A 24104-nucleotide genomic window follows, 5' to 3' on the forward strand; every position below is an offset into this window, starting at 1 on the left:
AGACATTGCCAAAGCTGGGGATATCGGATTCGGTGTGCTGATTGAACTGCCGGCGTGAGGGTATGCGCGTCATGACGGCCGACGCATCACATCGGGTCGAACATCGTGGCTTCGTTCTTCCTGTGGCCGTGGCCGGGTGCGCGCAGTGACGCGTGTCGGGATTGCGCGCATGACCGATATCAGCACCGGAGGGCCGCTCGGGCCCTTCGCGCACAGCAGCGAAACCAGGTGGTGGCCATGATCATTCTCGGAATCATCCTTCTCCTCGTCGGGTTCATATTCGGCATCCCGATCCTGTGGACCATCGGGATCGTGGTGCTCGTCATCGGGCTCGTGTTTCTGCTGTTGGGGTCGATGGGCCGCGCTGTCGGCGGCCGTCGCCATTACTATTGACCCCCAAATCGCGTGTCCCCAACCGACGACCACCTGGCGATCGACTCCTAGCGAATTCTTGTTCTCTGGCGGTGATGCATCGTGAGCATGGATTTCGGGATGTCATGGATGTCGTCGCGGCGGCGGGTGAGGAAAAGGCCGGGAGCGCGGCCGAAAGCGGGGAAGGGGCAGCACATCCTTCCTGTCGTCCCGCAGAACCGAATTCCACTGCGGCGGTTCGGACACTGCCGAAGCAGTCACATGCGTGCGGCCGACGAGCGCACCCGCGCCGAGTGGGATCGGGTGCCCGAAGCAACCCGTCAAATCCGGTGCGGCGCAGATGATCCGGTTGGCCCTTCACACATCGACGTGCTTCCGCCGCAAACGTCGGGTGACACTCCCGCCGGGAACATCGGAGTGATCACGGCAGAGGGGTTTTCTCGCCGTCGCCTCGGGTAGTGCGGTCATGTGTGGGCGGCCGAAGTGCCGCATGTGATGTCAACCGCGGCCGGGAACGGCCGCAGTCGCAAGGAGAAAGTCATGAGTACAACGGACAAGGCCAAGAACAAGGCCCAGCAAATCAGTGGCAAGGCCAAGGAGAAGGCCGGCCAAGCGACAGGAAACCCCCAGCGTGAGCAGAGGGGCAAGACCGACCAGGTGAAGTCCGACCTGAAGACCGCAGGAGAGAAGGTCAAGGACGCCTTCAAGCGGTGACCGGGTCGGCATCGGCGATCGAGATGTCGGCCGTCGAAAACCATCCCAGCCGGAACTGCGATTTGCTCGTGGCAGTCAGCGGCGATGGATGGCAGCAACATTGCACCGGTTTCGGTTCTCACTGCCTGGCCAGTGCTCGACGACGCCGAGCAACTGACCGGCTCGTCATTCGCCCATGGCCCTAGCCAGTTCGGATTTCGTCGTGCTGGAGCGGCCATGGGCGTTGTGCTTCTGGGCCTCGGTCGCTCGGCCTCTTCGTAGAGCCGCTCTCGAGCGGCTCTCAGAGCCCCCGACCGGCTTCGGCATGGCTGAACTGCCGACACCGCAGTCACGAGGTTTGAGGTCCCCGGGTCCGATCGCCATCGATCTGGTCAATCCTCGGGGCTGTTCGATACTGGACGGGGAAATCTGCTGATATGTCCCGCTGAACCACCATCCACTCCGCACGACAGGAACGGCCCAGGAAGGCGGATGAATCCTGACGTCGAATGTTGGTTCCATGTCGTCATGGCGGACGACGTCTGTGTGTGCACCAGCTCGCTAGCCTTGTGACCTCCAGTCGCGCACCGCGTCTCGCACGCGATCGAATACGGCCAGCGGCGGTCCCGCGATCAAGTTGGCCGCAGCGGACGAGCCGGCGTGCGGATGTGGGCGGGTGGGGGCGACCGCTTCGGCGGCGCGTACGGATCCCGCCATGTGTTCGAGCTGGCTCGCCGAATACTGGCGACGCAGCAGGACGAACTCTTCTGCCTCCTCGTGCGCCGCGTGATCGGCGACCGCGTCGGCGAAATCGGCGAGTTTGGGCGCGAAATCCGGATGATCGACGCCCAGGTCATAGAGTTCTGCGAGCGCGCTTTTGGCGTGATTCTCTTCGTCGATGCGAGCGTCGACCATTTCCTCGGCACCGAAGCGGGCGCGCTTCGCGATGGGATGTACCACTTCTTCCTCGGCGCTCTCGTGGACCGCGAGCAGCCGGACCAGTTCTGTGAAAAGTTCCTGCTGGTCCTCCCGCCCGGACTTCAGTTGTTCGAGCAAGGTGGAGATCTGTTCGTGTTGTGCGGTCAGCAGATCGACCACGTCTTGTTCGGCCATTGCGTTGCCTTTCTCTGCGGTGCTGTTCCGGATTTGCCCTGGGCCCTTCCGATGTGTGATGCCGCGATGCGGTCTTTGGGTGGGCAGTACCCCATCAACCGCGAGCTACTACCGCGCCTGCAAATTCATCTGCGGGATGGGCGTCTGTGCCGGTGAGACCCCGACAGACTGCCGATCGATTCGATCTCGATCAGCGGATGCGGCCAGGAATCCCAGTCCGGCGAGCACCAGAGCGATATCAGCACCAGCAGCAATACGGCTCCCATCTACTTCCGGTCGGCCGCATACCCACGCGCACGAATCCCTCACCGGCACAGGCGGATTTCAGGTTCAGGGCATGCGCACACTGGGCTCCGGGGCGATGGAGTCGACGAAATCGGGTAGATCGGGCACTCTCATTCGTGCCGAGCACGAGGCCCTCGAGGCGCGGATGCCGGAGGTGGTGGAAGCGCGGGCGGCGATCGAGCAGGCCAAGGGTGTGCTGATGCGCATGTATCGCATCAGCGACGAGCAGGCGTTCAAGCTGCTGGTGTGGCGCTCCCAGGAAACCAATACCAAGCTCCGCGCCCTGGCCGAGCAGCTGCTGCGGGAGTTGCCCAACGTGCCACCGGTCGAGCCCGGCACGGTCTCGGCGTTCGATCACATCCTGCTGACCCTGCACGAACGCATCCCACGCTGACCAGCTCGGATGGACAAGGATCGCGCCCCAGCGTCCCAGTAGTGCACGTGGAGCGCGACCCTCGTATCGGCCCAGCCGTCGGGGGTCGTCGTGTGCTGCGCCGACATCTAAGCGCACACCAACAGGTCGGCCTTCTCAACTGGTCGGTGCCCGATCGTGGCCGACCGATGATGAGGTCGTTACGACACCTAGGGTCCAGTCGGCTGACACCGTGGCCGGTTGCGCCCAGATGTGCGGTGAGGTCGGTGAGGAAGTCTGGATCATGGGTCCGCGGGACCTTGAGTACTGCCAGGGTGAGCCGACAGCCACGTGTCGGCGCAACCTCGAGGCACCACCTGACCTCAGCGATCACGCGGGTGCTGTGGAGCGGGTGGGGCGGATCGAATGCCCGCTGCCTGCACACCGATGCCCCGAGCGGCCTGAGACCGGAGCCGTCGAGTTCAGTGCTTCGGTTCGTTTCGATTCCACGCCAATCTGGGCGTGTCAGCAAACTTTCCGCGTACGCTTGTGCGCTGGATCGATGACGAACGAAGTCCTTGCTGTTCGGCGGTCACCAACCGGTAAAGGAGACGGGTATGGACCAGCAGCAGTTCATCGCCACCCGGCGGGAGTTCGACGAGATCGATACGGACCACGACGGTTTCATCACCTTCGATGACGCGCTCCAGTGGGGTATGGCCCAGGGCCAGGAAGTGCGGGAGGTCCTTGGGCGCCATATTCAGCAAGACCGTGTCTGGGCGGACGGGCAGGTCTCCTTCGTGGAGTTCCTGCGCTACAAGGAGCTGACCAACCGCTCCTAGCCCGCGTGTGAAAACGTCGGCAGCTGCCCCCGATTCGGCCCGTGAGGGCCCACCGATGAGTAAGACACATGGTCAGCGCGGGCTGGTTGGCGGACCGATCATTCGCACACATGTGGTGCGATGCCTGGCGGGCAAGTCGGGGGCGGGGCAAATAGATCGGCGGCAAGTCCGGCCATCCATTTGAAATCAACTAGCGGGGCAGCATGCGGAGCAGTTCTGGCCAGGCGATACATGCCTTCACCACCACCGGAGCCAGGGCAGTCGCCCGGCGAGGCGCATCCATACCTGCTCGGGTCGAACCAGTCACTACTGGGTAGGACCAGTCCAGGTCGGCAGAGTATCAGGGCCCGACCGCGGTGAACTCTGTCAGCAAGGCACCATCATGCCGGTCCAGCACACTTCCAGATACTGCGCGGTCGCTGCGGCGACGATGGCAGCTCTCACATGTCCAGCGGCGTTATCCCCGCATGGAATTCTGCGGCCATCGCGTCGGCGCAGGTGTTGCACGCCTCGCCCACCACGGATGCGCAAACCGATCTCTACACCGAGATGCAGACGTGATGGGGTCAGCACATGGACGGGACCTGGTCAGTCGTGGTCGCGTTCGCCGACGACCCTGTCGCACTGCCGGTCCTCGGCGCGGGGTTGCTGGGCTCTGCGGTGGATAAATCGTGGATCAGACTGCGCGCGCAGGGCTGGACCGCAAAGAGGAGCCGACGATTCTGCGGGTGCAGACGACGAATGTGCGCGCGGAACCCGAACCCGTTGTCATGATGGGCATATGCGGAGCATCCCGTTCGAAGCCCAGGAGCGTGCCGCACTGTGCGATCTGTTCGACGAGCTCGGAGCTGATGCACCCACGCTGCTCGAGGGCTGGACGACTCGGGACCTCGCGGCTCACCTGGTCCTGCGGGAGCGCGATGTGCTGGCGGGACCATGTCTGGTTCTGCCGGGGCCTTTCGGACGGTTCGCCGAGCGGCGCCGAGCGAATCTGGCGGCGCGCACCGAGTTCGAGTGGCTTGTCGACCGGATTCGCTCGGGCCCGCCTCCTGGTTTCTTCCGCATCCCGTGGGTGCGTTCGTTTCCGAGTCTCAACGAGTTCTTCATTCACCACGAGGATGTGCGCCGCGCCAACGGCCGTGGCCCCAGAACCGAGTTGACGCCCGCTCTGCAGGATGCGTTGTGGCGCAACGTTCGCCGAGGCTGCCGCTACCTGAGCCGACGGCTTCGCGAAATCCAGCTCGACATCGAGCGGGCACACACCGGCGAATGCGTGACGGTTCGACGGGGCGGACCTGCTGTTCGGCTCCGGGGAGCACCTGGTGAACTTCTGTTGTACCTGTTCGGGCGTCAGAGCGCGGCCGAGGTCGACGTGCTCGGAACGGTACAGGCTGTGGCGACAGTCCGGGCTACGCGATTCGGCATGTAGGACGGACAAATCCCACACACGCTCTGGATGTGCCGACGGTCGTCGTGCTCCGCGACGCAACGGCCCCCATTATGCGCGGGCACAGGCCACAGAGAGGCCGCAGGACCCGAACCCTGTGGGGGTTATGTGCCAGATTCCCGCAGGTCGCTCGATAGCCCGCCAGATACTCGAGCCCCACATGCGAGCTGTCGTCGCCACGCGGGATCGCCTGTGGTGTCAGGAGATTCGGTAGCGCTCAGGTTGATTCGTCTACTCGTCGACTGTTGGTCGGCCGAGTCACGGTGTTGCCGCGGATCCCGCTCGAGCGGCTTCGATCTCGTTGATGTTGGCCTCGATCCATTCGCGCAGCGCGGTGATCGGGGTGCGCAGGCTGTGACCCAGTGGGGTGAGGGTGTATTCAACCTTCGGAGGGACGGTGGGATGGACGGTGCGGATGACGAAACCATCGGTCTCCAGTTCGCGCAGGGTCTGGGTCAGCATCTTCTGGGAGATGCCCTCTATGCGGCGCTGCAGATCGGTGTAGCGCATGGTCCCGCCGGCGAGCGCGTCGATGATCAGGACCGTCCATTTGCCGGCGATCCGGTCCAGCACCTGACGAGTGGGGCAGCGAGCGGAGAAGACATCGGCCGGTAGGCCCGAGGATTCGACACGTGTGCGCACCTCGACCATTGTAACGAACCAAAAGGTGCCTTCTTTCGAAAAGTTTGCCACTCTCCGATAGTTAGTTGCATGAAAGCCGATACCTTGTCTGTCCCGGAAGCGATCCACCGGCGCCGCACCGTCCGCCACTACCTCCCCGATCCGATCGACCCAGACGTGCTGACCGAACTGCTGGAGCTCACTGTGCAGGCCCCCAGCGCCTGGAACATGCAGGACCGATCGATCGTGGTGGTGACCAGCGAGGCCGGGCGAGCCCGGCTCTCGGAGGCGGCCTTCGGGCAGCCACAGCCCCAGGAGGCGCCGGTGGCGCTGGTCTTCGTGGCCGACAGTGCCGCGTGGGAGGCGCCGAACACCGACATTGCCGACTCGGCCGGGCGCAGCGGCGCCTGGAACGCTGAGTTCAGAGCCATGTTCGACAGCCGGGCGGAATTCCGCGACCTGCACAACCGCGGACTGTTGCGGGAGAACGCGGTGAAGAACGCCATGATCGCCGCCACCTACGCCATGCTCGCGGCCACGGCGCTGGGGCTGGCGTCGGCTCCGATGAACGGCTGGGATCCCGATCTGGTGAAGAAGGCGATCGGCATCGAGGACCGAGATGATCTGGCCATCGCCGTCATCGTGACAATCGGACACTCCGCCACCATCCCACCGCACCCGGGCCGGCGCCCGCTGGAAAAGGTCGTCTTCGCCGAGCGCTATCTAGCCTCGTCACCGACCAGCGTCGGGCGGACGACGGGGAGCCGGTAACGACTTCGTCATTGGTCGGCCACGATCGGGCACCGACGGGTTAAGCAGGCCGACCTGTTGGTATGTGCTGAGGTGTCGGCGCAGCACGCGACCCCAGTGTCCGAGCCGATACGAGGGTCTCGCCCCACGTGCACTACCGGGTCGCTGGGGCGAGACCCTTGTCCATCCTGATCGCGATGTTGGCTACGGCGGTCGGGTCCCGGAAAGCTTGGGCCGCGCGTCGTTGGTGGTCGCTGTGTGACGGTGTGCGCACCCGCTGGGGCGTTGGATGACAACAGCCGCTGGAATATCGATCGCGCCGGTCGCCCGGTTCCTGACAGACTCGCGCGCCGCAGGACTCGACACCGAGACCGGTGAGGCGTTGGCGGGCCGGAAGCGACCGGTCGGTGGGGAGATGGTGTGGCGGCGGCCGTGTCAGTCGAGGTCTCCAGCGGCGGCGCGTGCAGCGCGGTAGGCCAGCAGGTGGTCCAGGAACGGGTGTGGGTGTAGTCGGCGCAGTGCTGTCAGAGACGGGGTGTCGGTGGTTTGGTCCGGGGTGGTGGCAGGCAGAGCGAGTTCCTCGAACAGGAACTGCTGAAGTTCGCGTTCGGAGTACAGGTCGACTTCGCGGCCGGCGAGCTGCCAGGCTGCCTGCTGATGACGGGCGTCGGTATCGGGCACGGGCACGGGCACGGTGGAGGCTGACCGTGTCGCGCTTTCGGGATCGGTCATGACCGACATCATGGCCATGTCCGGCGCAGGTTCGGGCTTGGACACGCCGCGTCGAAACGTAGCCGTTTTGATCGTCCACCCGCATGGGGCCGGTGGAATCCGATCCGCGGCCCCTTCGTCCCGGCCAGTGGTGTACTCATCGGTGCCCCGCCCCACTGCGAGATGTGTAGCGACAGTGGGCATTCGCACATCTCGGTTCCAGTGTGGTCAGCGTGGGATGCGTTCGTGCAGGGTCAGCAGGATGTGATCGAACGCCGAGACCGTGCCGGGCTCGACCGGTGGCACGTTGGGCAACTCCCGCAGCAGCTGCTCGGCCAGGGCGCGGAGCTTGGTATTGGTTTCCTGGGAGCGCCACACCAGCAGCTTGAACGCCTGCTCGTCGCTGATGCGATACATGCGCATCAGCACACCCTTGGCCTGCTCGATCGCCGCCCGCGCTTCCACCACCTCCGGCATCCGCGCCTCGAGGGCCTCGTGCTCGGCACGAATGAGGGTGCCGGCCAGGTCGATGTAGAAGCCCGCGGTGCCGACCGCGCGGCCCTGGTCGACGATGCGGTCGGCGACCACCATCACCTGATGCTCGACACCATGGGTATCGATGAACCGGTGCCGGCTCGAGAACGGCTCACCCAACTCGACCGAGCGGGTGATCGTCTCGGCGACCTTGTCGCGGTCGTCGGGATGTTTGTGTGCCAGAAGCAGTTCGGTGGTCGGCTCGATCTCGCCGGGGGTGTAGCCGTGCATGCGGTACAGCTCCGGCGACCATTCCCAGCGGCGGGTAGCGAACCAGAACCGGAAACTCCCCGTCCGCGGCCCTGGATACGCCCCCGCGGCCCACACCAACGATTCCGCAGGCAGATCACCAGGAGAACCCATAACCGGATTATCGCGCCGGGATGCCGGGTCGGTACACCCCACCCTGGGAACCCGTCGCCGGAGTTGTTCACCTCCGAGTTGGGCGCGTAGTAGCCCGCGATGGCGGAGATTCCGAGGGCGCGGTCAACCTCATGGGGTGGTGGAGCTTGGCCGCTTCGGCCATCTTGGTGCGGACGCGTCGGATCTCCCGCCGCGGCGGCCTCGGTCGGCCACTGGATCCGGTCCGAGCGACGCGTCAGCCGATTCGGCTCCACCGAACGCCTGGATCCGCAGCGATGTCGGCTTCGGGAGTGCCATGGTGTTCGCCTCCCGCTCGGCTTGTTCAGTCGCGGCCGAGCGCATGTGCGAGCTGAGCCTTGGACATGCCGGAACGGCCCTCGATGTGGCGCTGCTTGGCCTCGTTGTAGAGCTGGTCCCGGGTGGGTGTTGTGGCGATCATGATTCGTCCGGTTCGACGGCGAGGAAGTCCCAGGCCGCCAGCGGGCCGACGACACGCAGGTGCACCCGGTCGGACCACAGTTCGGCCACTTTGTCCACGGTGCGTACCAGCGCCTCCTCCTGGGTGAGGGGCATGAGCACAGCGATGTCGGCCACTTCGTTCTCCTGGGTGGATGGGCGCAGCGACATCTGCCCGGTCAGCGGTGCGAGCGCTCGGATCAGCGTCTCGCTGTCAGCGTGCCGCTTGTCTTCCATTGCGGCATTGACGATCTCGCCGAGGGCGATGCGCGCGTCACCGGTGGCGTCGGGCGGTGTGGTGCGGATGGCGTCGTGCAGCGCGGCGGCCTGCGGGTTCTCGTCGAGGATTTCGCGCAGGACGGTGTCCTCGACATACTGTCCCCGCACGAGATACTCGGCCTGCCCGGACAGTTCGTCGAGGGCGGCCCGGAACCGATGTGCATTGGGTTGCAGCAGGCATGTTTCCACGGCCTCGTCGTCGACGAGTGCGGCACCGAAGCGAACCGGAATGACCGGCATCGCGGCGACCAGGTCGTCCACCAGACTCGAGAAGGCCTGGAGGTCTTCGTCCCGGTCCAATGGCTGCTCGACCGGGACCTCGCTGACCAGCGCGGCGATCGAGCCGTGCCGCACGGGCCGGATCGGGGCCGGATGCCGGCCGATGCCCTGCACCTCCAGGTGGGCGTCCGCGGGGACGACCCCGTAGATCAGGAGTGCCGTATTCGGATCCGATTGCGTCCAGGTGTGTTCCGATGGTGTGTTGTCTGCGGTCATGATCGACTCCTCGCGCCGGTGGTCTGCTCGGGTGGCTTCTTGTCCTGGTCGGCGATGTCGCGCCGGTTGACGGTCTCGGCATCGATCACGAGCCCCGGGTCCAGGCTCGTGTCGTGCGCCGCGGCCGGACTGCCGGCATCGGGCCCGGCCACCCCGCCGCCACGTTGTTGTAGTGCACTGGTCGTGAGAAACAAACTCCTTGTCGTTGTTCGTTTCTCGCCTACCCCGTCTCTCCGGGTCCATGCACTGACCTGCGAGCCGACTCGCGCGCCCACGCGCGCCACAGCGCAGCGCCCGATCGCCTGGGCGATTCGAATGGCGAATGCCGGGTACTGTGACGGCAGGTCTGGACGTCGGACAACGATGCCCGGAGCGCCGTGCCGACATCGTCGTCCGACAGCCACCGTCACGGTCGCGGAACTACTTGCCCGGCACCGGATCTGGCGGAGCGCCCACCCATCCCGTCCCTGCCCGACCAAGGACCGCCACGGTCCGGTATCCCCGATCCCGTGCTGCCCGGGCCGCGGTATCAGGTCGCGCGGTTCGCCACCGCGCGGCCCTTCCTCAGGACTGGGCGTTGAGGTCACCTGGATGCGCTGCCCCGTGAGCCGTGTCCTGGAGGTGTGCATCTGTTGTGGTTTCCCGGGGTGGATCAGCGCGGAAACGCCGAGTCGCCGCGTACGGGGCGGTAGACGGAAAGGCGGCCGGCCGACACCACGCGGATCCGGGTCGCGGTGCCGATCACTTCGCCGTCGGTGGTCAGCGGTTCCCTGGTGGGCAGACGGATGATCAGCTCGCGGGGGCGGCATTCGCCGTACAACCGGGTGTGACCGATGGTGCCGAACAGAACGGCGACCCCGGCCCGAGCGCGAGAACAGGACCGATCGGCTCGGAGCCAACGGATATCGAGCAACCCGGCGTCGAGGCGGTCACGAAAGGCGGGGACGGCACGCCGCGGCCGATAGGGCCCGTTGCCGATGAACACGATCCATACCCGTTGCCTGTCACCGTTCAGATGAATCTCGATGGGGTGTGCCCGGCGCAGCGCGAGCAGGAGTGCGGCGAGAAAGGCGGGCCACCGGCCCCACCGCGATCGCCATCGACGACGGATCCGGACCAGATCGGGGTACGTGCCCAGACCGGCGGTGTTGAGGAGGTGCCTGGTCTTCGGTCCCGTGTCGTCATCGAACTCGATGCGTGCGATGTCCACGCCGACGGTGTCGCCGGTGGTGACGGCCGCAGCCGTCTCGCCCGGATCCTGCACTCCCAGGTCGCGGGCGAAATGGTTGAGAGTGCCGGTGGGGAAGACCGCCAGCGGTAGGCCATGCCGCAGTGCGACGGTGGCCGCCGCGGCGAGGGAGCCGTCGCCGCCCGCGATACCCAGCGCCAGCGGTGGCGGTGTGCAATTGTGGTGCGCTCGCTGGAGGCATTCCGCCGGGTCGCCGCCCGGTTCCGTGTACACGAGCGTGGCCGCGGGCAACAGGGCCGCGATGTCCGCGCCCGGGTCCGCGGCCGGGTCGCCCGCGGTCGGATTGACCAGCACCAGCAGCCCCTTGCCATCGGCGAGCGCCGGCGCACCCGCGATACCCCGCGATTGCGCCGCGGCCGGGATGTGGGCCGGCCACCAATGCCGGGTGGCCAGGGCGATGCCCGAGCCGATGGCCGTGCCGACGAGGACATCACTGCCCCAGTGCACGCCGGTGTGGATCCGCGAATAGGCGACGGTGGCCGCCAGCGGCGCGAGAACCAGTGCGGTGCGGGGACTTTCGAGTGCCACCGCGGTGGCGAATGCGGCCGCGGAGGCGCTGTGCCCGGAGGGGAACGACGACGAGGTGGGCCGGGGGTCCAGCCGCCGGTGCGTGGGTAGGAGTTCGGCGGCCGGTCGGCGGCGCGCGATGACCGGCTTGAGAATGGCGTCCACCAGCAGGGCCGTGCACCCGAGGGACGCGACGCCGCGGACGGCGGCTCGCCGCTGCTCGCCCTTACGAGTGCTGAGCACGCCTGCGATGAGCAACCACAGCGCGCCGAAATCCGCACTGCGAGTGAGCCATAGCAGGGTGGCGTCGAGTGAGGAGATCGGGAGTCGCGCGATCGCGGCGGTGATGGCGCGATCGGTCCGCCCGACCCGGTGGAAGCGTCGCCGAACCCGGTCGCAGGTGTGAGCCTGGCTGCCGATTCCGGTGCTGTCGCGAATAGCCAAGCGCTTCACGGTATTTCGATCCGCTCAGCGGCTAACGCGGGTCCGGCCCTGCGATGGGCGGTGCCAGCGGGGACAGATGGTGGGTGGCGGGTCCCTCGAGTCGGGTGCCGTCGGCGGCGAATCGGGAGCCGTGCAACGGGCAATCCCAGGACTTCTCGGCCGTATTCCAGCGCAGGATGCCGCCCAAGTGCGGGCAGATCGCGGAGACGGTGGTGGTCGTGCCGTCGACGGTGCAGGTGGCGGCCGGGCGCGCGAAGCGGCGCTCGATGTGTCCGGTGCCTTCCGGTGCGCGGACCGGGTCGGTGCCGGTGCGGGCCAGGTGCCACCAGCCCGTGCAGAGTTGCAGTGCGACTCCGGCATTCGTGCGGGCGGCGGCCGGAAGTGATCGCAGTTCGTCGGGCCGCCAGGTGGCGAAGGCGTGTGCCCAGTCCGGTTGTTTGCCGGTGATATGTCCCAGCAGGACCTGGGCTGCGGCGACGGCGTTGGTGAATCCCCATTTCGCGTAGCCTGTGGCGAGCAGGATGCCGTCGTGGCCGGGGAGCAGTGGACCGGCGTAGGGGAGTTCGCCGGTCGGCTGGTAGTCCTGTGCGGACCAACTGGTCAGGGGTGTCGCCGACGGGTACCAGTGTTCGGTCCACTCGAGCAGGTCGGCGATCTGGTCGTCGGTGTGGTCCTCGCGCCCGACCACATGACCGTTGCCTCCGACCAGCAGTACGTCGCCTTCGGGGTCGGGCACGGTGCGGACGGATCTGGTGGGTGCGCCGGCGGTGATGAACATGTCGGAGGACAGTGGCTGTGGCAGTCGGTACGCGGTGAGGTAGGACCGCAATGGCACCAGGCGGGTGAAGAATCCGCCGCGGTCCAGGATCGGGGTCCCGGTGGCGAGGATGACGGTTCCTGCGCGGACCGGGCCGTGCTCGGTCTCGATGAGGTGATCGCCGGTGGCGGCGGTGCTCACCCCGTACACGAGACTGGATTCGTGGATCGGTACTGCGTGTGATTCCACGTCGGCGGCGAGCGCGGCCAGCAACGACATCGGGTTGAGCTGCGCCTGTGCCGCGAGCCGTACGCCGCCCACGATCGGAAACGGCGCGGCGATCCGCTCGGTGAACTCGACCGGCAGCCCCGCCTCCTGCAGGGCGCCGAATTCTCGGCGGGCGAGCGGCAGTTCGCGCTCGGATCGGGCATAGGTGTAGGCGTCGCCGGCCTGGTAGGCGACAGCGTGTCCGCCGCAGTACTCCAGCAGCCACTGCTGCCCCTCGAGATTGGCGTCGAGATAGGTGCGCAGCATGGCCGCACTGTGCCGGTGTCTGATCCGCTGCGCCCGGATTCCCTGCAGCAGACTGACTTTGGCGTTGCTGGCGCCGGTGGTGCCGTCGCCGATGCGCCGTCCTTCCAGGACCGCGACCTCGACGCCGTTCTCGGCCAGCAGCAATGCCGTGACCAGGCCGGTGAGGCCGGCCCCGATGACCACCACGTCGAAACGCACTCCCGGTGTCACTCGCAGACGGGCAGGGGTCGGGTTCTCGATCTTCCAGACTGGTGTCATGGTGTCGCTATAGCCCGCCGGTCGGAGGCGAAACACCAGGGGCGGGGTTTCGATACGTGGCGGGGCGCTTAGCGAGGTGATGCGGTGGTATCCGGCGGGTATGAAGCCGAACACCGGACATGAGCCGAAGGTCGTCGTCGTCACCGGAGCGAGTGCGGGGATCGGACGCGCCGCCGCACGCAGGTTCGGGGCGGAGGGGGCGTCGGTCGCGCTGCTGGCGCGCGGGCGCGCCGGTCTCGAGGCCGCCGCCGCCGATGTGTGCGCCGCGGGCGGGCGGGCACTGGCGATTCCGGTCGACGTGGCCCAGTACACCGCCGTGGATGCCGCCGCGTCCCGGATCGAGGAGGAGCTGGGACCCATTGACGTGTGGGTGAATTCGGCATTCACCTCGGTGTTCGCGCCGTTCGGCGAGATCGATCCGCTGGAGTTCCGGCGGGTCACCGAGGTGACCTATCTCGGGTCGGTACACGGGACGCGGGCGGCGCTGGCGAGGATGCGGCCGCGGGATCGGGGTGCGATCGTGCAGGTCGGGTCGGCGCTGGGGGAGCGGTCGATTCCGCTGCAGTCCGCCTATTGCGGAGCCAAGCACGCGGTGAACGGGTTCGTGGAAGCCGTGCGGGTGGAGTTGCTGCACGACCGCAGCAATGTGCACATCACCATCGTGCAGGCGCCGGCGGTGAACACTCCGCAGTTCTCGTGGGTGCTGTCGCGGCTACCGCGCACACCGCAGCCCGTGCCGCCGATCTATCAGCCCGAGGTGATGGCGCGCGCGATCGCGTTCGCGGCCGGGCATCCGCGGCACAAGCAGTACTGGGTGGGTGCGAGCACCGTCGGCACCGTGCTCGCGCAACGGCTGGCCCCGGCGCTGCTGGACCGGTACCTCGCTCGCACCGGCTTCGACAGCCAGCAGACCGACGCTCCCGCCCCGGGGCGGGCCGACAATCTCTGGACACCGCGGGACGAGGCCGATGGACACGACTACGGTGCGCACGGCGAATTCGACGATCGGGCGCACCCGCGCAGCCCGCAGGCCTGGCTCACCCGGCGGGTGCTGTCACTCGCGGGGTTCGGCAGGGGTTGAAATCCGATACGGCGCAGCGGATTCCGACAGTCGCATACCGTGCCCGTACGGTTCGGTGTCCCGCCCGCGCGGCGCTATCCTGCCCTCCACGACCTGCGGTGCCCCCGTCACCAGCAGCGGTTCCAGGCGTGCGTGATCGGCGAACCACTCGATGTGCCGCAGCCGCGGCACTGCCGCGGCTATGCCCGCGTGCAGGGCCGGAGCGCAGTGCGCCGAGATATCGCGGTGATTGGCCGCGGCCACGGCGGCGCCGCGCAGGAAGCCGGTGTAGCCGCCGCAGCGGGTCACGTCGAGCTGCAGGCAGTCGACGACATCGATCAGGCGTGCGGCGTCGTACTCGCTGTAGATGTATTCCCCCGCCGCGACGTCGCAGCGGACGGCGTCGCGGACGGTGCGCAGCCCGGCGAGGTCGTCGCTGGTGACGGGTTCCTCGAACCAGACGACGCCGAGCCGATCGAGTTCGGCGCCGACCCGGCAGGCCTCGCCTGGTGTGTACGCACCGTTGGCATCGACCATGATGGCAGTCCTGTCGCCGAGGAGCTTGTGTACCAGGGTGATTCGTTCGACATCACGTTCGGCGTCGACCCCGATCTTGATCTTCACGGCGGTGCAGCCCGCGGTTTCCCAGCCGAGGACCTGCTCGGTGAGCTGGTCATCGGTGAGATTGACGAAGCCGCCCGAGCCGTAGACCGCGGTGGCCCTGCGTACGGAGCCGAACAGGGAATCCAGGGGCGCCTGCATCAGGCGGGCCTTGAGATCCCAGAGGGCGATGTCCACGGCACTGAGCGCATGCCCCACGACTCCCTGAGTGCCGAAGTTGCGGCAGGCGCGCCGCAGCCGCAGCCAGGTGTCGGTGACATCGTCGGGCGAGGTCTCGTGCAGCAGCGACGCGAGGTGATCGGCGACGACCGTCGCGGCCGCGGGGGAGCTGTAGGTCCAGCCGAGCCCGCGTTCGTGTCCGGCGTGAATCGACACGACGACAGCGGTGGTCGCGTCCCAGGCCAGCGTCCCGTCTGCTTCGGTCTGCGGAGTGGGGAATCGGTAGCTGTCGACGGTGATGTCGTCGATGAGGGGGGTACTCATGGGGATTCGCCTCGAATCGCGGCAGCGAGCAGCTCGGCCGCATGGTGCGGGCGCGCCTCGGGAAGGAGGTGGCGGATCTGGGTACGGCAGCTGAACCCATCTGCCACGATAGCGGTTTCCGGTGAACATGCCCGCAATGCGGGCAGCAGGGCGTCCTCCGCGCAGGCGACAGAGACCTCGTAGTGTCCCCGCTCGAAGCCGAAATTTCCTGCGAGACCGCAACATCCGGCGTCCAGTACCTCGACGTCGGCACCGGCGGCGGCGAGCAGTTCCCGATCCCGGTCGAAGTGCAGGATGGCGTGCTGATGGCAATGCGGTTGCACGATGGCGGATCCGCCGGCCAGTGGCGGCACCCATTCGGGGGCCCGGTCGGCGAGCAACTCGGCCAGCGTGCGGGTCTGCCCGGCCAGGCGGTGGGCATCCTCGTCGCCGTGGAGTAGTTCGGGGAGGTCCGAACGGAATACCGCGGCGCAGCTCGGCTCCAGCACGACAATGGGAATCCCTTCGCGTAGAACGGGTTCCAGGATGCGCAGGGTGCGGTTCAGTACCCTGCGGGCGGTGGGCAGCTGGCCGGTGGATATCCAGGTCAGCCCGCAGCACACGGTCCGGTCCGGAATCTCGACCTGGAATCCGGCGGCGGTGAGCACGTCGACGGCGGCGTGCGCGATGCCGGGTTCGAAGTTGTTGGTGAACGTATCCGGCCACAGCAGCACTCGACCGTGGCGGGCGGCGGCGAGATCGCGTTCACCGGTGAAGGTTTCGGTGAAGCGGGCACGGGTGAATCCGGGGAACTGACGGCGCGGATCCAGGCCGCCCGCGCGCGCGATCATCCGGTGTAGCCCCGGTGTGCGCGTCACGGCGTTGACGACCGGCGCGGCGGCGGTGGCCAGCCGGGCCCACAGGGGAATCCAGCCCATCGAGTAGTGCGCCATCGGCCGCAGCCGGCGGTGGTAGTGATGGGACAGGAATTCCGCCTTGTAGGTCGCCATGTCGACATCGACCGGGCAGTCGCTGCGGCAGCCCTTGCAGGCCAGGCACAGGTCGAGGGCGTCGCGTACCTCGGTCGAACGCCAGCCGTCGGTGATGACATCGCCCTCGAGCATTTCGAACAACAGCCGGGCACGGCCGCGGGTCGAATGTTCTTCCTCGCGGGTCGCGCGGTAGCTGGGACACATGACGCCGCCGCTCTCGCCCCGGCATTTACCGACGCCGACACAACGGTTGGCGGCATGGCTGAAGCGGAACCCGTCCTCGGGGAAGGCGAAATGCGTCGCGGGTTCCCACGGCCGATAGGCGGCGCCCTGGCGCAGATCGCCATCCAGGGGGCGGGGGTGGACGATCTTGCCCGGATTCATCCGGTTGTGCGGATCGAAGAGGTGTTTCAGCTCTCCGAAGGCGTCGATCATCCGGTCGCCGAACATGATTCGCAACAGTTCGGCGCGCGACTGTCCGTCGCCGTGCTCGCCGGACAGCGACCCGCCGTAGTCGACCACCAGATGCGCACTGTGCGTGACGAATTCGCGGTAGCGGGCGATTCCTTCCGCGGTGCGCAGATCGAAGGGGATGCGGGTGTGCACGCAGCCCTGCCCGAAATGGCCGTAGAGCGAGCTGGATTCGTAGCCGAACCGCTTCAGCAGCCGCTCGAAGTCACGCAGATAGTCGCCGAGCCGGTCGGGCGGCACCGCGGCGTCCTCCCAGCCCTCGTGGGTTTCGCGTCCACCGGGCGGATACGCGGTGGCACCCAGCCCGGCTTCCCGCGCCGACCACAGCTCGGCCTCGCGCTCCGGATCGTCCACCAGCTTGGTGTCGGCGGCGCCGGTGTGGTGCTGGACCGCACGCATCATGTCCCGGGCGGCGGTATCGGCCGCGTCCTGGGTGTCACCATCGAATTGGGCCATCAGCCAGGCATTCCCGTCCGGGAGCTGCTCGATCGCGTGCTCGGCGAGATGCCGGCTGTGTTCGAGCCCGACGAGCCGCCCGTCCAGCCCTTCCAGGGCGGCGGGGTGGTGCCGCACCACCTCGGGCACCGCGTCGGCGGCGGTGAACACATCGGGGAAGCCCAGCACCACCAGCGCCTTCGCGGCGGGAACCGGGACCAGTTCGAGCTCGGCGCGCAACACGGTGACAAGTGTGCTCTCGCTGCCGACCAGCAGTTTCGCCGCGTCGGATCCGTGCGCTGGAAGCAGGGAGTCGAGGTTGTAGCCCGATACCCGGCGGGGGATGTCGGGATAGGACTTGCGGATGTCGTCGGCGTAGCGATCAGCGAGATCGCACAGAGAAGACCGCAGCGGATCGGTGAGGCCCTCGAGGCCGGGACCGACCCACATGCGCGTGCCGTCGTAGGTCAGCACCTCGAGCCTGCGGACCGAATCCACCATCTTCCCGTACGCCTGCGCGGTGGAACCGCACGAGTTGTTGCCGATCATGCCGCCGATGGTGCAGCTGACATGGGTCGACGGTTTGGGCCCGACCATGAGGTCGTAGGGACGGAGTTCGTTGTTGAGCACGTCGAGGGCGATACCCGGCTCGACCACCACGGTCCGCGCCTCCGCATCGAGGTCCACCACTCGGTGGCAGTACTTGGTCCAGTCCAGAACGACCGCGGCATTGCAGCATTGGCCCGCGAGACTGGTGCCTCCGCCCCGGGACAGGACGGGCATATCGTGCTCGCGGCACACCGCTATCGCGGCCTCGGCATCCTGGGGCGTGCGGGGGACCACCACGCCGAGCGGCAGTGCCCGGTAGTTGGAGGCGTCGGTGGAATACGCCGCCCGCGATCCCGGGTCGAAGCGCACCTCCCCGGCGACCGCTCGCGTCAGGTCGCCGGCGACGGCATCCAGGGGAAAGCGGGCGCGTTGCCCCCGTCGTAGCTGGTGATCGGATCCGGCCGTCATCGGCTCGCCTCCACTCCGGTGGTCACATGCGGTCCTCGCTCTTCTGTCGCGCGGATACCCGCTACGCCCGGGTAATCACCTGCCGATTGGGTTGCGGGTGCGGGGGTACTCGGGCGCTGTTCGCAGTGATCCGGCAACAGGGACAGGAGACGTCATGACCTGGCAAGTGAGCGATCATGTCGTGGAGCGGCTGAGGAAATGGGGGGTCGAGCAGGTCTTCGGATATCCCGGCGACGGAATCAACGGGCTCATCGCTGCTTTCGGCCGCGCGGACGGAAAACCCGCCTTCATTCAGGCCCGTCACGAGGAGATGGCGGCCTTCGAGGCGACCGGGTACGCGAAGTTCAGCGGCAATGTGGGGGTGTGCACCGCGACCTCCGGGCCTGGCGCGATCCACCTGTTGAACGGGCTCTACGACGCCAAACTGGACCATGTGCCCGTGGTGGCGATCGTCGGCCAGACCGCGCGCAGCGCCATGGGCGGCAGCTACCAGCAGGAAGTGGATCTGCAGAGCCTGTTCAAGGATGTCGCCTCGGACTATCTGGTCGAGGTCAACGTGTCGAGCCAGCTGCCCAACGCGCTGGACCGCGCCTTCCGCACCGCCGTCACCCGGCGGGCACCGACCACGGTGATCATCCCGTCCGATCTGCAGGAGGAGAAGTACGAGGCGCCCGAGCACGCATTCAAGCAGGTACCTTCCAGCTCGCCCGGCACCATGTCGGCACCGAGGCTGGTCCCGCCCCGCTCCGACATCGAACGTGCGGCCGAAATCCTCAATGCCGGAACAAGAGTCGCGATCCTGGCCGGACAGGGAGCGCGCGGCTGCACTGCGGAACTGACCCGCATCGCGGAGCTGACCGGCGCCGGTGTGGCGAAGGCGCTGTTGGGCAAGGACGTGCTCTCCGACGAGCTGCCCTTCGTGACCGGGGCGATCGGCCTGCTGGGCACCCGCCCCAGCTACGAACTGATGCGCGACTGCGACACCCTGCTCATCGTGGGCTCGAATTTCCCCTACGCACAGTTTCTTCCGGACTTCGGACAGGCCCGCGCCGTTCAGATCGACATCGACGGAACCATGATCGGCATGCGCTATCCGACGGAGGTCAACCTGGTCGGCGATGCCAAGGCCACACTGGCCGAACTGATTCCGATGCTGGCGCCGAACCCTGACCGAGCCTGGACGATCGACATCCAGGAGAGCGTCGCCCGCTGGTGGCAGACGATCGAGCACCAGTCCATGCTCGACGCCGAGCCGGTCAATCCGATGCGGGTGGCCTGGGAGCTGTCGCAGCGGCTGCCCGAGAACGCCATCATCACCGCCGATTCGGGCTCGGCGGCGAACTGGTACGCGCGCTGTCTGCGCTTCAGTGGCCGCATGCGCGGATCACTGTCGGGCACGCTGGCGACCATGGGGCCGGGGGTGCCGTACGCGATCGGCGCCAAATTCGCCTGTCCCGACCGTCCGGTCGTCGCCCTGGTAGGCGACGGGGCGATGCAGATGAACGGCCTCGCCGAACTGCTGACTCTCGAGCGGTATCAGGATCGGTGGGAGGACCCGCGACTGATCGTGTGCGTGTTCCACAACAACGACCTCAACCAGGTCACCTGGGAACTACGCGCCATGGGTGGCGAACCGAAATTCGAAGAGTCGCAGACGCTTCCGGACGTCTCCTATGCCGATGTCGCGCGTTGCATGGGGCTGTCGTCCATCGCGGTCGACAGTCCCGACGCGGTCGGGCCCGCCTGGGAGTCCGCGCTGTCCGCCGATCGGCCGATGCTGCTCGACTTCCGCACCGACCCGGAGGTGCCGCCCATTCCGCCACACGCGACCTGGGAGCAGCTGAAGGACACCGCGGAGGCGATTCTGCGCGGCGATCCTGGAGGCTGGCACCTCATCGTCCAGGGTGCGAAGACCAAGGCCCAGGAGATGCGCCCGGCCCGCCACTGACCGGCCCGCCACCGAGGGAAAACGCTGCCACGCTACTTCTTCGGCACGAGAACACCTTTTCGGTCGGGTTACCCCTGCTCGTCGATTACCCGGCCTCCCGGTCTCGAAACAAGATGGCAGACAGCCTGTTTCGGTCCCGAACCCTCGGGTAGGTCCCGATTGTCCCTGCAATCCGACATACGGAGGTATATCCCATGTCCGAGCACGAGAAGAGCGGAGCCCGGGAAGGCGTCGAAGGCGCGGTCGAGGGCGTCAAGGGCGCGGCCAAGCAGGCTGCGGGCACGGTTTTCGGTAACGAGGGGCTGCGTGAGGAGGGCCGCGCTCAGCAGGACAAGGCTCGAGCCCAGCGCGACGCCGCCAAGCGAGAAGCCCAGGCGGAGAAGGATCGTGCCCGGGCCGAGGCCCATGAAGCGCGTCAGCGGGCGCAGCAGAATCGGTGATCGACCGTGGCCGCCGAGGCCCCTCGCAGACACCCGCCCCCATCCGGGGGGGTGTCTGCCTGGCCGCGAATCTGCTGATCGGCCCGCTCCTGGCGGTGCTCGACCGGATCCGTGACGTCGTCCGCGAACGGCGTCGGCAGAGGAGTACCGCCTGGCGCCGCGTCTCGCGGTACCCATATCGGAATCCCCTGGCCTGCAACGGAAAGGCCAGGGGATTTCGGGTGGTGTGAGTGAATCACCAGTAGTGGGAGCGTCCGCCGATCGGACGGCCGGTCGTACCGAGCGGCGAAGCCGCCGACGGCGACATCACTGAGACCATCGGCGACCTGCCTTCCACCCCGCACGCCAACGGCGGGCTCGGAGGAACGTGACGTCACACCGGATGCTGATTGATACCGGCTGTGTGGGGTACTCGACGGATATCCAGACCAGATGGTCTGGCAGTGCACTATTTCCGGCGGCAGTCGCGGTCCTTACAGGACGCACCGGCAACGGCGGCGGTACCTCAACGGCGAGGTAGGCGAGCGAATCGCGACAGCTGAGGCGGAGAGTCGGCCGCCATCGCTGAGAAAGGGAAGTGTCATCACGTATAGGCACATCGCAGTCACCGATGCCGTTGCACAGCAATCGTTGTCACGGCTCGGGTTCGCCTCGATAGCCTTCGGCCCGCGCGGTGTGTTGTCCGTGCATTCGCGAATTCGCAGTTCGCCGGGCCGATTCTGGCCGAGTTGGCAGGCATCGACGTGATCGACCTGATCGACCGTGCCCGGGACGTCGGCCTCGTGTCGTCGCCTCCGGCGCTGGGCATATGAATGCTCGACAGATTGCACGAGGTGGCAATCGCCCGGCTCGCGAAGGAGTCGGCGAGACGATGAGACGAGAGGAGACCTCCGGTGTCAGCAGAACTTGAAGGCGTCCGCGTCCTGATCATCACCTCCAATTCTGGGGTGGAGCGCGACGAGATAGCGGTGCCCAGGGATCGATTGCGTGCCCGCGGCGCGCACGTGACCCACGCGGCGGTGGAGGAGATCGATGTGCACACCTACCGCCACGACCTCATTCCGTCCGAAACGCTGCGGCCCGACGCCGCCCTCGCCGATGTGGATCCCGGTGCGTTCGACGTATTGGTCATTCCGGGTGGCACCGTCAACGCCGACAAACTCCGAACCGATGTCGGGGCAAGGGAACTGGTCCGATCCGTAGCCGCTGCCGGCCGTCCGATTGCCGCGATATGCCATGGTCCGTGGCTGCTGGTCGAGGCCGCGGTGGTAGCGGACAGGACGCTCACGTCGTATCCGTCGTTGCGCACCGATCTGCTCAACGCCGGAGCGGCCTGGGTCGACGAGCCGGTCGTCCGCAGCGATGGCGACGGCTGGACGCTCATCACCTCGCGCAATCCCGACGATCTACCCGATTTCGTCGATGCCATCGCCGCGGAGTTGAGCGTCCGGACGTCGTGACGCAGCAGTCCACCCGTGCCGGCCAGGAATTCGTGTCTGCGAGCACGCGGACGCCGAACCCTACGGAGCCGGGTTACGGTGCGGGGTAGTTCCCTTCACGCGGACCAGGTGTGCGGTGTTCCGGGTCAGGGTGTGGTTTCGGCGACCGGGTGTTTCGGCGGGTCGAGGTAGCCGGTGCCGCCATGTCCTGATCGTTCGGTACGTGCAGCCCTGGACGGGAATGGTGAAGCCGACGTGGTCGAGCCCTCGAGAGAGGGCGGTGTGGGCCAGCGATTACCCGGGCAATCGCGTGGTAACCGGTGAGCGTGGAGCCGACGCCGATCGAGCAGCCGCATGTGCTGCGGGAGTACGCGTTCGTCGCCGACGGTGAGCGCGGCGCGCTGATCGGTCCGCGCGGTGACATCGCGTGGCTGTGCGCACCCCAATGGGACAGCGCCCCGGTGTTCGACACCTTGATCGGGGGCGCGAGCGTGTACTCGGTGACGCCGGAGGAGCGCTTCGTGTGGGGCGGCTACTACGACTCCGGCAGCCTGATCTGGAATTCGCGCTGGGTGACCGGCTCCACGGTGATCGAGTGCCGCGAGGCGCTCGCCTTTCCCGCGGACGCGCACCGGGTCGTGGTGCTGCGCCGGATTCGTGCACTGCACGGTGAAGCGCGGGTCGTGGTGGAGTTGAACCCGGCCCACGAGTACGGATCGGCACCCCTGCGCGATGTTCGGTGTGCCGCAGGGATCTGGGAGGCGTGGTGCGGTCGGCGGCGACTGCGGTGGAGCGGCGGGGCCGAAGCGGTATTCCATGAGAATTCACGCTGCCCCGGTTGGCGATTGTCGGTGCGAGTGCCGCCCCGCCAACACCACGACCTGGTGCTCGAACTCTCGGACACCGGTTGGACCGGCCCGCCACCGAACCCCGAAACCTGCTGGCAGGCAACAGAGCTCACATGGAAGGTGGAGATTCCGGCATTGCGAGCGAACGCCGCTCCGCGCGACGCCACCCACGCGTATGCCGTGCTGCGTGGAATGACCAGTGCCGGCGCTGGCATGGTCGCCGCGGCCACCACCGGATTGCCCGAGCGGGCGGAGCAGGGAGCCAATTACGACTACCGATACGTCTGGATCCGCGACCAGTGTCTGGCGGGGCAGGCGGCCGCCGCGGCCGGGGCGCTGCCGCTGCTCGACGCGGCTGTCCGGTTCACCGCGGAACGGCTTCTCGCTGACGGGCCGGCCATGATGCCCGCCTACACGTTGCGCGGTGAGGCGGTGCCGCCGGGTCGGGCCGTCGATCTGCCCGGCTATCCAGGTGGTCAGGTGGTGGTCGGCAACCGGGTGCGAGATCAGTTCCAGCTCGACATCTTCGGTGAAGCGCTGCTGGTGTTCGCCGCGGCGGCCCGCCACGACCATCTGCCCGGCGATTACCGTCGGGCGGTGGCTCTGGCGATGGATGCCATTGCCGCGCACAGCGATCGACCCGATGCCGGTATCTGGGAAATCGACGACGAGTGCTGGACCCACTCGCGGCTGATCTGCGCGGCGGGATTGCGTGCGGTGGCCGAGTTTCCCGCTACCGGAGCCGACCCCGCGGCCTGCCTGCACCTGGCAGATGCGCTGGTCTCGCAGGCGGCACGAACCAGCGTGCATCCCACCGGACGCTGGCAACGGTCGCCTCAGCACCCGGAAGTGGATGCCGCGCTGCTGCTGCCGATCATCCGGGGCGCGTTGCCGCGCGGCGATCCACGCGATCGGGCCACGGTGGTCGCGATCGCGCGCGAATTGTCCAGCGACTTCTACGTGTACCGCTATCGCGAAGGACGCAGTCCGCTCGGTAGCAACGAGGGCGCGTTTCTGCTGTGCGGTTTCGCGATGGCGATCGCGACGGCCGACCTCGATCATCCCGTCGTCGCGGCACGCTATTTCGAACGTAACCGTGCCGCATGTGGCACACCGGGCTTGTTCGCCGAGGAATTCGACGTCACCCAGCGCCAGCTGCGCGGCAATCTGCCCCAGGCCTTCGTGCACGGGCTACTGCTCGAGGCAGCCAATCACCCTGCTCTGCAACGGGAATGGGCCGAACTCGAGCGCGGAGGCCACGCACAGGGACAGGATCGACCGTGACCGGCTGACCGACTGCCGGGGGTGG

21 protein-coding genes are annotated in these 24104 nt (G+C 67.2%); 11 read left to right on the forward strand and 10 right to left on the reverse strand.

Going from position 1 to position 24104, the window contains the following annotated elements; translation table 11 throughout:
• Positions 1–237: 237 nt before the first annotated feature.
• Both ACQP1O_RS20750 and ACQP1O_RS20755 read left to right on the forward strand, forming a co-directional pair.
• Positions 238–393, forward strand: a complete 156-nt coding sequence (locus ACQP1O_RS20750) for a DUF6131 family protein (protein ID WP_433567406.1) — start codon at positions 238–240, stop codon at positions 391–393.
• A gap of 519 nt (positions 394–912) precedes the next feature.
• Entirely contained in the window at positions 913–1086 is a 174-nt protein-coding gene (locus ACQP1O_RS20755) for a CsbD family protein (RefSeq protein WP_433567407.1), read from the forward strand.
• A gap of 540 nt (positions 1087–1626) precedes the next feature.
• Here the strand turns inward: ACQP1O_RS20755 and ACQP1O_RS20760 are convergent.
• Positions 1627–2178: a hemerythrin domain-containing protein gene (locus ACQP1O_RS20760; RefSeq protein WP_433567408.1), complete on the reverse strand. Its 552-nt coding sequence runs from the start codon at positions 2176–2178 to the stop codon at positions 1627–1629.
• A 337-nt stretch (positions 2179–2515) separates the two neighbouring features.
• On the opposite strand from ACQP1O_RS20760, the gene ACQP1O_RS20765 reads away from it, so the two are divergent.
• The 3 genes from ACQP1O_RS20765 (at position 2516) to ACQP1O_RS20775 (ending at position 5086) form a co-directional block, all read left to right on the forward strand.
• A complete protein-coding gene (locus ACQP1O_RS20765; protein WP_433567409.1) occupies positions 2516–2857 on the forward strand; it encodes an ANTAR domain-containing protein in 342 nt (113 codons plus the stop codon).
• Between the two features lie 575 nt (positions 2858–3432).
• Entirely contained in the window at positions 3433–3657 is a 225-nt protein-coding gene (locus tag ACQP1O_RS20770; RefSeq protein ID WP_433567410.1) for a hypothetical protein, read from the forward strand.
• A gap of 781 nt (positions 3658–4438) precedes the next feature.
• The gene (locus ACQP1O_RS20775) at positions 4439–5086 is read left to right on the forward strand and encodes a TIGR03085 family metal-binding protein (RefSeq protein WP_433567411.1); all 648 of its coding nucleotides are present in this window, start codon (positions 4439–4441) and stop codon (positions 5084–5086) included.
• Positions 5087–5362: 276 nt separating this feature from the next.
• Here the strand turns inward: ACQP1O_RS20775 and ACQP1O_RS20780 are convergent, their stop codons facing one another.
• Positions 5363–5746 (reverse strand): winged helix-turn-helix transcriptional regulator, encoded by a 384-nt coding sequence (locus ACQP1O_RS20780; protein WP_433567412.1) that lies wholly within the window; start codon positions 5744–5746, stop codon positions 5363–5365.
• Between the two features lie 69 nt (positions 5747–5815).
• On the opposite strand from ACQP1O_RS20780, the gene ACQP1O_RS20785 reads away from it, so the two are divergent.
• Positions 5816–6496 carry a nitroreductase family protein gene (locus tag ACQP1O_RS20785; protein WP_433567413.1) on the forward strand — a complete coding sequence of 227 codons (681 nt, stop codon included), beginning with the start codon at positions 5816–5818 and terminating at the stop codon, positions 6494–6496.
• 414 nt (positions 6497–6910) lie between these two features.
• Here ACQP1O_RS20785 and ACQP1O_RS20790 read toward each other — a convergent pair whose 3' ends face one another.
• The 6 genes from ACQP1O_RS20790 to ACQP1O_RS20815 all read right to left on the reverse strand — a co-directional run bounded on the left by ACQP1O_RS20790 (position 6911) and on the right by ACQP1O_RS20815 (position 13062).
• Positions 6911–7207, reverse strand: coding sequence for a hypothetical protein (locus ACQP1O_RS20790; RefSeq protein ID WP_433567414.1), 297 nt, complete (start codon positions 7205–7207; stop codon positions 6911–6913).
• A 207-nt stretch (positions 7208–7414) separates the two neighbouring features.
• Complete coding sequence (locus tag ACQP1O_RS20795; RefSeq protein ID WP_433567415.1) at positions 7415–8083, reverse strand: PAS and ANTAR domain-containing protein; 669 nt, start codon at positions 8081–8083, stop codon at positions 7415–7417.
• A 435-nt stretch (positions 8084–8518) separates the two neighbouring features.
• Positions 8519–9313 carry a GvpL/GvpF family gas vesicle protein gene (locus ACQP1O_RS20800; RefSeq protein ID WP_433567416.1) on the reverse strand — a complete coding sequence of 265 codons (795 nt, stop codon included), beginning with the start codon at positions 9311–9313 and terminating at the stop codon, positions 8519–8521.
• Positions 9310–9465, reverse strand: coding sequence for a hypothetical protein (locus ACQP1O_RS20805; protein WP_433567417.1), 156 nt, complete (start codon positions 9463–9465; stop codon positions 9310–9312). Before ACQP1O_RS20805 ends, ACQP1O_RS20800 begins: the two co-directional genes overlap by 4 nt.
• A gap of 500 nt (positions 9466–9965) precedes the next feature.
• On the reverse strand, positions 9966–11513 hold the full coding sequence (locus ACQP1O_RS20810) for a bifunctional phosphatase PAP2/diacylglycerol kinase family protein (RefSeq protein ID WP_433567418.1): 1548 nt from the start codon (positions 11511–11513) through the stop codon (positions 9966–9968).
• A 31-nt stretch (positions 11514–11544) separates the two neighbouring features.
• Positions 11545–13062: an FAD-dependent oxidoreductase gene (locus tag ACQP1O_RS20815; protein ID WP_433567419.1), complete on the reverse strand. Its 1518-nt coding sequence runs from the start codon at positions 13060–13062 to the stop codon at positions 11545–11547.
• Positions 13063–13162: 100 nt separating this feature from the next.
• Here ACQP1O_RS20815 and ACQP1O_RS20820 point away from each other — a divergent pair, with 100 nt between their 5' ends.
• Positions 13163–14143 (forward strand): SDR family oxidoreductase, encoded by a 981-nt coding sequence (locus ACQP1O_RS20820; protein WP_433567420.1) that lies wholly within the window; start codon positions 13163–13165, stop codon positions 14141–14143.
• Here the strand turns inward: ACQP1O_RS20820 and ACQP1O_RS20825 are convergent.
• Positions 14117–15226 (reverse strand): enolase C-terminal domain-like protein, encoded by a 1110-nt coding sequence (locus ACQP1O_RS20825; RefSeq protein WP_433567421.1) that lies wholly within the window; start codon positions 15224–15226, stop codon positions 14117–14119. The genes ACQP1O_RS20820 and ACQP1O_RS20825 overlap by 27 nt on opposite strands.
• On the reverse strand, positions 15223–18120 hold the full coding sequence (locus tag ACQP1O_RS20830; RefSeq protein WP_433567422.1) for an FAD-binding and (Fe-S)-binding domain-containing protein: 2898 nt from the start codon (positions 18118–18120) through the stop codon (positions 15223–15225). The genes ACQP1O_RS20825 and ACQP1O_RS20830 overlap by 4 nt, the downstream gene beginning before the upstream one ends.
• A 154-nt stretch (positions 18121–18274) precedes the next feature.
• Between ACQP1O_RS20830 and ACQP1O_RS20835 the strand changes: the two genes are divergently transcribed.
• The 4 genes from ACQP1O_RS20835 (at position 18275) to ACQP1O_RS20850 (ending at position 24079) form a co-directional block, all read left to right on the forward strand.
• Positions 18275–20068, forward strand: a complete 1794-nt coding sequence (locus ACQP1O_RS20835) for a thiamine pyrophosphate-requiring protein (protein ID WP_433567423.1) — start codon at positions 18275–18277, stop codon at positions 20066–20068.
• A gap of 194 nt (positions 20069–20262) precedes the next feature.
• Positions 20263–20508: a microaggregate-binding protein 1 gene (gene mbp1, locus ACQP1O_RS20840; RefSeq protein WP_433567424.1), complete on the forward strand. Its 246-nt coding sequence runs from the start codon at positions 20263–20265 to the stop codon at positions 20506–20508.
• 893 nt (positions 20509–21401) lie between these two features.
• Positions 21402–21968 (forward strand): type 1 glutamine amidotransferase domain-containing protein, encoded by a 567-nt coding sequence (locus ACQP1O_RS20845; protein ID WP_433567425.1) that lies wholly within the window; start codon positions 21402–21404, stop codon positions 21966–21968.
• 299 nt (positions 21969–22267) lie between these two features.
• Complete coding sequence (locus tag ACQP1O_RS20850) at positions 22268–24079, forward strand: glycoside hydrolase family 15 protein (protein ID WP_433567426.1); 1812 nt, start codon at positions 22268–22270, stop codon at positions 24077–24079.
• Positions 24080–24104: the final 25 nt, after the last annotated feature.

The sequence above is a fragment of the Nocardia sp. CA-151230 genome (assembly GCF_050942175.1).
GTDB lineage: Bacteria > Actinomycetota > Actinomycetes > Mycobacteriales > Mycobacteriaceae > Nocardia.